Here is an 8,585-nt window from a genome sequence, read left to right on the forward strand (position 1 = left end):
TTTCGGGATACCCGGCAACAGGGAAAATGCATTGTGCGAAGAAACAATCAAATTTTGAGCAGCCTAAGGGCTACCCTGCGCGTCTATTAGGGCAGCAAGTGTTGAAAAATCGCCACAATGCTCGTATTGTGAACTCGCTCAAGACTTTTGAGTCTGGACGCCGCTGCAGTTTCTCTCACATAACCCGGGGGAAGCGGTGCAGCTTCACTGTTTCCAGCAACGCATTTTGAACCAGAAATCTAAAAGGAGATCGGCCTTATGGATTCGAAGCCGGCGCAGAACATTCAGGACACTTTTCTCAACACCGTCCGCAAAGACAAGAGCCCCATCACGATCTACCTCGTAAGCGGCGTGAAGCTGACGGGCCGTATTCGCTCCTTCGACAAGTATTCCGTGCTGCTCGAGAACAATAGTCAGGAGCAGTTGATCTTCAAGCACGCTATCTCCACCGTGGTCAGTGGGCGTTCCGCTACGGGACACGGCGACCGGCCGCATGGATCCGCCATGTCACATGGCGCTCCTTCGTCGGCTGCTGTCGCCGCGCATGAGCCCGCAGGCGCCTAGCATTGGCAGACATACAGAAGCCGCGGCTTCTCGTAGAGAGGCTGCGGCAGGCTGACGAACTGCGCGAGCGCAGTCTGAGCGCGCACGCGGAGCGAGCTGTCCTGGTCGCGGTAGAGTTTACCGGCGAGCGGCGGCGGGTTCCGCATGTCGCCGCACAGGCGCGCGCCTCTGCGGCTATTGACGCTGCAGTGCCCGACGTTCCCACGCCGCCGGCGGTTCCTGTGGCCGACCTCGACTTTGAGGCCGCGCTGGAGGAGTTCCGTGAGTTGGCGCGTTCGGCCGGCGCGGAGATCGCTTCGGTCATGATCCAGCGCCGGCAGAAGCCTGACCCCGCGTTGCTGGTGGGTCAGGGTAAGGCGGAAGAGATTGCCGCCATGGCTGAGAGCACGGGCGCAGAGCTGGTGCTGTTCGACCACGATCTCTCTCCCTCGCAGCTTCGCAATCTTGAAAAGCTGTTGCCATGCCGTGTGATTGATCGCACGCAGCTTATCCTCGACATCTTTGCCCGTCACGCGCGGACCCGTGAGGGCCATTTGCAGGTAGAACTGGCGCAGCTCGAGTACCAGTTGCCGCGGCTTGCCGGACGAGGCAAGGCAATGAGCCAGCTTGGCGGCGGTATCGGCACCCGTGGCCCCGGCGAAACGAAGCTCGAAACCGACCGTCGGCGCATCCATGTCCGCATCGATCATGTAAAAGCACAGCTCGAGCAGGTGCGGCGCATCCGCCGCCAGCAGCGGCAGCGGCGCGAAGGTGTCCCGGTACCGGTGGTGGCGCTGGTGGGCTATACCAACGCAGGCAAGAGCACGTTGTTCAATGCGCTGACAGAGGCGGGCGTGCTGGAGTCGAGTCGCATGTTCGCAACGCTCGACCCGAAGCTGCGTCAGCTTGCGCTGCCTTCACGGCGCAAGGTGTTGCTCAGCGATACGGTCGGCTTTATCCGCAATCTGCCGCACACGCTGGTCACCAGCTTCCGCGCCACTCTGGAAGAGGTGGAACGCGCGGAGATTCTGCTGCATGTGCGCGATGTTTCGTCGCCGATGCTGGATGAGCAGAAGACACAGGTGGAAAAGGTGCTGGGAGGTCTGTTGGGGCGGTATCGGCGGTTTCAGTTGGAGTCGGCGTCGTAGGTGGCAGGAACGTAGTTTTTGTTTGTCATCCTGGGCGAACGCGAAGGACCCGCTTTACGCGATGCATCCCGTAGGAATCTGCTTTTCCCGATGCTGCCCAGAAAAAATAGGTAGAAAAGCAGATTTCTCCGGTAGCCGGCCGGGACCCCGAGTGCTACGAAATGACAAACAAAAAACGGTTCGAGCTTCGCTCGAATACCCACGTCCCAGAATCGGGACACCACCCCAACGAAACAAGTTCGTTGGGGACCCCGGGACATCGGGCACCCGGTGTATGGGCATCCGGAGTTGAGCGTTTAAATGACCAGGCCGCCTCAAAGAGGGGGAGCGGAGAGTGTCCCCGGCGAGGCGGCCTGATTGACCCTGAATTGGGTCCAGGTGGTGACTTAAAGGGTACTCCGGTTCCCAAGGGAGTCAAGTACTTTTCGGGGATATTTCAGGGATGTCAAATTGTGCGAATAGCGATGCGTGGGTTCTGTTATCGCACGAATCCACATTGACATGCCCCAAAATGCCTTGTTACAAATAAGATGTCGAAGGGAAGAAAAGAAAGCCTCTTTCGCTGCCCTGAAGATCCGTTCCCGCGGTTACGGCAGCTTTCCTGACAAGTCATTTCATGAATGAGATCCTAGCTAAACTCAGCGAACTTGTGCTCGGCTCCGTGCCGACGATTGTGTTGTTTCCGCTCGTGGTAATCGCCTATACCGTACTGGTGCGCCGTCCTCTTGAGAAGACGCTGGCCGAGCGCCGGGCGCGTACATCGGGCGCCATGGAGCAGGCTAAGTCTGCTGTAGCCTCCGCTGAAAGCAAGACGTCGGAGTATGAAGAGCGGTTGCGCGTTGCGCGTGCCGAGATCTTCGAGGCCCGCCAGAAGCGTGTGCAGCAGTTCAACGCCGAGCGCGAAGCCATCCTGGCCGAAGCGCGTGAGCAGGCGCAAACGCGTATCACCGCTGCCCGCCAGCAGGTCGAGCAAAGCGTGACCGAGGCGAAGAGGCAGATTGAGGTGGCCAGCGAGCAGCTTTCAGCTCAGGTGGTTAAGGCCATTCTTTCTGCGGGAGTTCTGGCGGGAGGAGCCCAGTGAAGTTGAAGAAGATTTTGTTTGCGGCGATGCTCGCCGGTGTTCTTGCTGTGCCCGCGCCGCTGACCTTTGCGCAGGAAACTGCTCCCGTCCCCGCGCCTGCAGCCAAGCAGGATAAGGCGGAGCTGACCGCTCCTGAAGAGCAGAAGTCCGAGAAGAAGGACGAAGAGTCCAACGAGGCCTTCCTGAAGAGCCCGATGGTAGTAAAGATCGGCCATGCCCTGGGCATGCAGCCAGACACCGCTGYCACCGCCTTCCAGGTGCTGAACTTTGCGATCCTCGCGATTGCCGTTCTCTATGGCCTGATGAAGTCGCTGCCCAAGGCCTTCCGTAACCGTTCCGCCACGATCGGCAAGCAGATCAATGAAGCCCGCTCGGCGACCGAGGCCGCCAATGCCCGCATGTCCGCCGTCGAGGCTCGCCTGGCGAAGCTGGATGGTGAGATTGCTGCGCTGAAGTCGCAGGCCGCCGCCGATGCCGCCGCGGAAGAGACACGGATGAAGGCGCAGCTCGAGGACGAGAAGAACCGGATTGTCGCCGCCGCCGAACAGGAGATTGGCGCAGCCAGTGCCCACGCACAGCGCGCCATCAAAGAGTACGCCGCCGACCTGGCGATCTCGCAGGCAGCGCAGAAGCTGCAGGTTACGGCTGAGACTGACCGCCTGTTGATCCGCAGCTTTGCGGACCGTCTGGGCGGAAACGGAGGCCAGAACTAATGGCAGATGTCGCTGTTCGTTACGCGCACGCCTTTGCGGATGTGGTAGCCGCTTCGCAGCTCAACCGCGAGCAGATTCGCCAGCAGCTTGAGGATTTTGCAGGAACGCTGGCCGGCAGCCGCGAGCTGCGGGAACTTCTCGAGAACCCGTCGATCGACCAGGCCACCAAGGTAAAGGTGCTGGACGCGGTGGGTGGACGGATTGGTTTCGACCGGCCGGTACGGAACTTTCTGGCGGTGCTGACCGCACACGGCCGCATGGAGATGCTGGGCGATGTGCTGGATCAGTACAATGCCATCGCTGACAGACAAGCTGGAATTTCGGAGGCTGAGATCATCAGCGCCCATCCTTTGACCGACGAGGATAAGGCGCTGCTGGAACGGAAGGCCGGAGCTCTGGCCGGTGGAAAGGTTCGCGCCAGCTATAAGCAGGACGCCTCTCTGCTGGGTGGAGCAATTATCAGGATTGGATCGACGTTGTATGACGGCTCGGTCAAGGCGCAGTTGGCCCAGTTGAAACAGAAGCTGGTCAACGCGTAAGCCGCGGCGGAAACGTACAAGACACACCGCGACAAACGAAGCATCAAGATTGAAGAAGTATCAAGGGATTGAAGAGGAAACGACGGAATGGCTCAGATCAAGGCAGATGAGATAACCGAACTTCTGCGGCAGCAGATTGAGAACTACGAGCAGCGTGTACAGGTCGACGAGGTCGGCACCGTGATCTCGCTGGGCGACGGTATCGCCCGTATCCACGGCCTGGACAAGGTCATGGCCGGTGAGCTGATCGAGTTCCCCAAGGGCATTGCCGGTCTGGCCATGAACCTGGACGAGGGCCAGGTGGGCGCCGTGGTTCTGGGCGATTACACCCAGATCAGCGAAGGCGACCAGGTCAAGCGTACGGGCACGATTATGTCGGTTCCGGTAGGCGAGGCGATGGTGGGCCGCGTGGTCAACGCGCTTGGCCAGCCGATCGACGACAAGGGACCGATCAATACACCGCATTCACTGCCTATCGAGCGTATCGCTCCGGGCGTTATCGACCGTCAGTCGGTTACCGAGCCGATGGCGACCGGTATCAAGGCCATTGACTCGATGATTCCGATTGGCCGTGGACAGCGTGAGTTGCTGATCGGCGACCGCCAGACCGGTAAAACCGCCGTTGCTCTGGACACCATCATCAACTCGGCGAAGAACGACCTGATCTGCATCTACTGCGCGATCGGTCAGAAGCGTTCGTCGGTAGCCCAGGTGGTGCAGACGCTGGAAGAGAAGGGCGCGATGGCCTATACGGTCGTCGTCGCCGCAACGGCCTCCGAGCCGGCGCCGATGTCTTATCTGGCTCCCTACACTGCTACCGCTATCGGTGAGTACTTCCGCGACAACGGCAAGCACGCGCTGGTGATCTATGACGATCTGTCGAAGCACGCCGTGGCCTACCGCGAGATCTCGCTGCTGCTGCGCCGTCCTCCGGGCCGTGAAGCTTACCCCGGCGACGTCTTCTATCTGCACTCGCGTCTGCTGGAGCGTTCGGCCAAGATGAGCAAGGAGAAGGGCGGCGGTTCGCTGACGGCTCTTCCGATCATCGAGACCCAGGCCGGCGACGTTGCGGCGTACATTCCGACGAACGTCATCTCGATCACCGATGGTCAGATCTTCCTCGAGACCGATCTGTTCAACTCGGGTATCCGCCCAGCCGTGAACGTAGGTCTGTCGGTAAGCCGTGTAGGATTCGCCGCCGCCATCAAGGCGACCAAGCAGGTGGGTTCGACGCTGAAGCTTGACCTGGCGCAATATCGTGAGCTCGCGGCCTTCGCGCAGTTCGGTTCGGATCTCGATCCGGCCACGCAGCGCCAGCTCGCCCGCGGTCAGCGTCTGACGGAGCTGCTGAAGCAGCCGCAGTTTCAGCCGCTGCCGGCCGAGAAGCAGGTTGCGATTCTGTTCGCCGGAACCCAGGGCCTGCTGGACGATGTCGAAGTGAAGCAGCTCCGTGCGTTCGAGGATGGTCTGTTCCCGTTCCTCGAAGCCAACGGCAATGGCGTGCTGAACGACATCGCGACGAAGAAGCAGCTCGACGACGAGGTCAAGAAGAAGCTGACCGACGGCATCACCGAGTACAAAAAGACATTCCTCGCGGAGCGTAAGCCGAAGGAGGTTGCGGCCGCCAAGGCCTAACCGACTATGGCAAGCGTTCTCGATCTACGACGCCGTATCCGCAGCGTGAAAAACACGCGGCAGATCACCAAGGCGATGAAGATGGTTTCGGCGGCCAAGCTGCGCCGTGCGCAGGAGGCCGCGCTGCAGGCGCGTCCTTACGCGCAGATGATCACGTCCGTGCTGGAATCGCTGCAGCGCCGCGCCGATATCTACGATCACAATACGGGCGAAGCTCTCCATCCGCTGCTGGTGCAGCGCGAGGAGAAGAACGTCCTCGTGGTGGTGGTTGCGGGCGACAAGGGCTTTGCCGGAGCGTTCAACTCCAACATCGTGCGCGCCGCTTCGACCTTTGTGCGCGAGCGTGAAACCCGCGGTCAGAATGTGGACGTGGAGCCGGTGGGCCGCAAGGCGAGGGATGCCTTCCGCCGTCTGTATCCCCGGGCCGTGTATGAGCGCAAGACGGAGAAGTACGACAACGATCTCTCGGAGCATCACGAGATCATTCGTCATCGTGCCCAAAAGGTGGAGCTGACCGGTGAGCATGAGCTGATGCTGGCTCGTCTGGACTTCAACACGGTGCACGCGATGGTGCGCGATATTGTCGCCCGGTTTGAGCGGGCCGAGATCGACTCCGTCTATGTGGTCTTCAACGAGTTCAAGAGCGTGATTGCGCAGCGCGTTGTTGTCGAGAAGCTGCTGCCGATCGCCAAGCTGGGAGCTCCGGAGATCACTGCTGCCGAAGAGATGTCGGTTGAGCAGAAGGAAGCCGCCGGACATGCGGCGCGTTCCGCCGGTGTCAGCACGCTGGAGCCGGAAGAGACCGCGATCGAGCGCGAGGCCAAGAAGTTCGGCACCGCTGATGTGGACTACATCTTCGACCAGAGCCCGGCACGCATCTTCAAGCACCTGATGCCGAAGTACATTGAGACCCAGATCCTGCACGCGATGCTGGAGTCGGCGGCTGCGGAACATGCCGCTCGTATGACAGCGATGGATAACGCCACGAGCAACGCGGGTGACATGATTGACGCGCTGAGCTTGACGATGAACCGCGCACGCCAGGCGGCCATCACGAAGGAACTGATCGAGATTGTGAGCGGCGCGGCCGCTCTGTAAGAGAGAAGGATTTATGGCAGAGAACATTGGACACGTAGTTTCCATCAGCGGCCCGGCCGTTGACGTGCAGTTCGAAGAGTCGAATATGCCGCCTATCTACCAGGCGCTGCGTATCACCAGCGAGGGCTTCACCACGCCCTATCCCATCGACGTCATCGTCGAGGTGCAGCAGCATCTGGGCGAGGGCCGTGTGCGTACCGTCGCCATGACGGCGACCGAAGGCATGGTCCGCGGCATGAAGGCGCAGGACACCGGCGGCCCCATCACCGTTCCCGTGGGCCGTGAGACCCTGGGCCGTGTGCTCAACGTTCTGGGGCAGCCCGTGGACGAGCTGGGACCGGTTCAGGCGAAGACCTTCAGGTCGATTCACCGTCAGGCCCCGGCCTTCGACGAGCAGTCGACCTCGGAAGAGATGTTCGAAACCGGCATCAAGGTCGTCGACCTGATCCAGCCCTTCTTGAAGGGCGGTAAGATCGGTCTCTTCGGCGGCGCCGGTGTAGGCAAGACGGTTCTGATTCAGGAGCTGATCAACAACGTCGCCATGAAGCACGGCGGCTTCTCCGTCTTCGCCGGTGTAGGCGAGCGTACCCGTGAAGGAAACGACCTCTGGCACGAGTTCCAGGAGTCGGGCGTTATCGATCCCCACGACTGGACCAAGTCCAAAGCCTCACTCATCTATGGCCAGATGACCGAGCCGCCGGGCGCGCGTCTGCGCGTAGCTCTGACCGGTCTGACCATCGCGGAGCACTTCCGTGATGAAGAAGGCGCGGACACGCTGCTGTTCATCGACAACATCTTCCGCTTCACGCAGGCGGGTTCCGAGGTATCCACGCTGCTGGGCCGTATGCCTTCGGCCGTAGGTTACCAGCCGAACCTGGCGACCGAGATGGGTCAGCTGCAGGAGCGTATTACCTCGACCAAGAAGGGTTCGGTTACGTCGGTGCAGGCTGTGTATGTTCCGGCTGACGATCTTACTGACCCGGCTCCGGCGACCACCTTTGCTCACCTTGACGCCACCACCGTGCTCTCGCGTGCGCTGACGGAAATCGGTATTTATCCCGCCGTCGATCCGCTGGCTTCGAACTCGCGCATTCTGATTCCGCGCGTAGTCGGTGACGAGCACTATCGTGTCGCCCAGGCCGTGAAGGGAATTCTGCAGCGTTATAAGGATCTGCAGGACATCATCGCGATTCTCGGTATCGACGAGCTCTCGGAAGAGGACAAGATCACCGTGGCCCGCGCGCGTAAGGTGCAGCGCTTCCTGTCGCAGCCCTTCCACGTGGCCGAGATCTTCACCGGCAACCCGGGCAAGTACGTCAAGGTCGCCGACACGGTCCGCTCCTTCAAGGAGATCATCGAAGGCAAGCACGACAGCATTCCGGAACAGGCCTTCTACATGAAGGGCTCGATCGAGGAAGTGCTCGAAGCCGCGGAGAAGATGAAGAAGTAAGCCATGGCCGAGACAACACACAATACGGGACTTCTCTCGGTGCGGTTGGTCACGCCGCAGCGCGTGGTGGTCGACACCACCGCTGAGGCGGTGGAGCTGCCGTCGATGTCCGGCTACCTGGAGACGCTGTACGGCGCCTCTCCGCTGCTGGCCGAACTGGGCGCCGGCGAGGTTCGCCTGCACGGCGGCGCTTCGGGCAACGAGAAGTTCTTCGTAGCCTGGGGCTTTGCCGAGGTACTGCCGGAGCGTGTGACTATCCTGGCCGAACAGGCAATGCGTCCAAGCGAGATCAACGTGGAGCAGGCCAAGGCTGACCTTCTGCAGGGTGAGAAGGACTGGGCCAATGCCGGAGATGAAGCGCAGGCATACGACGATGCC

The 8,585-nt window shown here is 60.8% G+C and carries 9 protein-coding genes and 1 pseudogene; all 10 read left to right on the forward strand.

Going from position 1 to position 8,585, the window contains the following annotated elements; genetic code table 11:
• On the forward strand, nt 1-230 hold a 230-nt coding region (locus AB4043_RS08405), incomplete at its 5' end, for a hypothetical protein (RefSeq protein ID WP_442306847.1).
• Nucleotides 231-258: 28 nt separating this feature from the next.
• A complete protein-coding gene (hfq, locus tag AB4043_RS08410; RefSeq protein WP_442301109.1) occupies nt 259-564 on the forward strand; it encodes an RNA chaperone Hfq in 306 nt (101 codons plus the stop codon).
• A 41-nt stretch (nt 565-605) separates the two neighbouring features.
• Nucleotides 606-1,649 (forward strand): annotated as a pseudogene (gene hflX, locus AB4043_RS08415) (GTPase HflX); the annotation flags it as partial.
• 658 nt (nt 1,650-2,307) lie between these two features.
• Nucleotides 2,308-2,772: an ATP synthase F0 subunit B gene (locus tag AB4043_RS08420; RefSeq protein ID WP_442301107.1), complete on the forward strand. Its 465-nt coding sequence runs from the start codon at nt 2,308-2,310 to the stop codon at nt 2,770-2,772.
• On the forward strand, nt 2,769-3,485 hold the full coding sequence (locus tag AB4043_RS08425) for a F0F1 ATP synthase subunit B family protein (protein WP_442306848.1): 717 nt from the start codon (nt 2,769-2,771) through the stop codon (nt 3,483-3,485). The genes AB4043_RS08420 and AB4043_RS08425 overlap by 4 nt, the downstream gene beginning before the upstream one ends.
• Nucleotides 3,485-4,024 (forward strand): ATP synthase F1 subunit delta, encoded by a 540-nt coding sequence (gene atpH, locus AB4043_RS08430; RefSeq protein ID WP_442301105.1) that lies wholly within the window; start codon nt 3,485-3,487, stop codon nt 4,022-4,024. The genes AB4043_RS08425 and atpH overlap by 1 nt, the downstream gene beginning before the upstream one ends.
• Nucleotides 4,025-4,111: 87 nt before the next feature.
• Nucleotides 4,112-5,659: a F0F1 ATP synthase subunit alpha gene (atpA, locus tag AB4043_RS08435; RefSeq protein ID WP_442301104.1), complete on the forward strand. Its 1,548-nt coding sequence runs from the start codon at nt 4,112-4,114 to the stop codon at nt 5,657-5,659.
• Between the two features lie 6 nt (nt 5,660-5,665).
• Complete coding sequence (locus AB4043_RS08440; protein WP_442301103.1) at nt 5,666-6,757, forward strand: F0F1 ATP synthase subunit gamma; 1,092 nt, start codon at nt 5,666-5,668, stop codon at nt 6,755-6,757.
• A gap of 13 nt (nt 6,758-6,770) precedes the next feature.
• A complete protein-coding gene (gene atpD, locus AB4043_RS08445) occupies nt 6,771-8,207 on the forward strand; it encodes a F0F1 ATP synthase subunit beta (protein WP_442301102.1) in 1,437 nt (478 codons plus the stop codon).
• Nucleotides 8,208-8,210: 3 nt separating this feature from the next.
• A partial coding sequence (gene atpC / locus AB4043_RS08450; RefSeq protein WP_442306849.1) for an ATP synthase F1 subunit epsilon occupies nt 8,211-8,585 on the forward strand: 375 nt, incomplete at its 3' end.

Origin of the sequence: Terriglobus sp. YAF25 (assembly GCF_052113305.1) — a bacterium.
Lineage (GTDB): Bacteria > Acidobacteriota > Terriglobia > Terriglobales > Acidobacteriaceae > Terriglobus.

Bases quoted from the DNA above. Each gene is read 5' to 3' on its own strand.
- hfq (WP_442301109.1), top strand. From the start codon at position 259: ATGGATTCGAAGCCGGCGCAGAACATTCAGGACACTTTTCTCAACACC.
- AB4043_RS08420 (WP_442301107.1), top strand. From the start codon at position 2,308: ATGAATGAGATCCTAGCTAAACTCAGCGAACTTGTGCTCGGCTCCGTG.
- atpH (WP_442301105.1), top strand. From the start codon at position 3,485: ATGGCAGATGTCGCTGTTCGTTACGCGCACGCCTTTGCGGATGTGGTA.
- atpA (WP_442301104.1), top strand. From the start codon at position 4,112: ATGGCTCAGATCAAGGCAGATGAGATAACCGAACTTCTGCGGCAGCAG.
- AB4043_RS08440 (WP_442301103.1), top strand. From the start codon at position 5,666: ATGGCAAGCGTTCTCGATCTACGACGCCGTATCCGCAGCGTGAAAAAC.
- atpD (WP_442301102.1), top strand. From the start codon at position 6,771: ATGGCAGAGAACATTGGACACGTAGTTTCCATCAGCGGCCCGGCCGTT.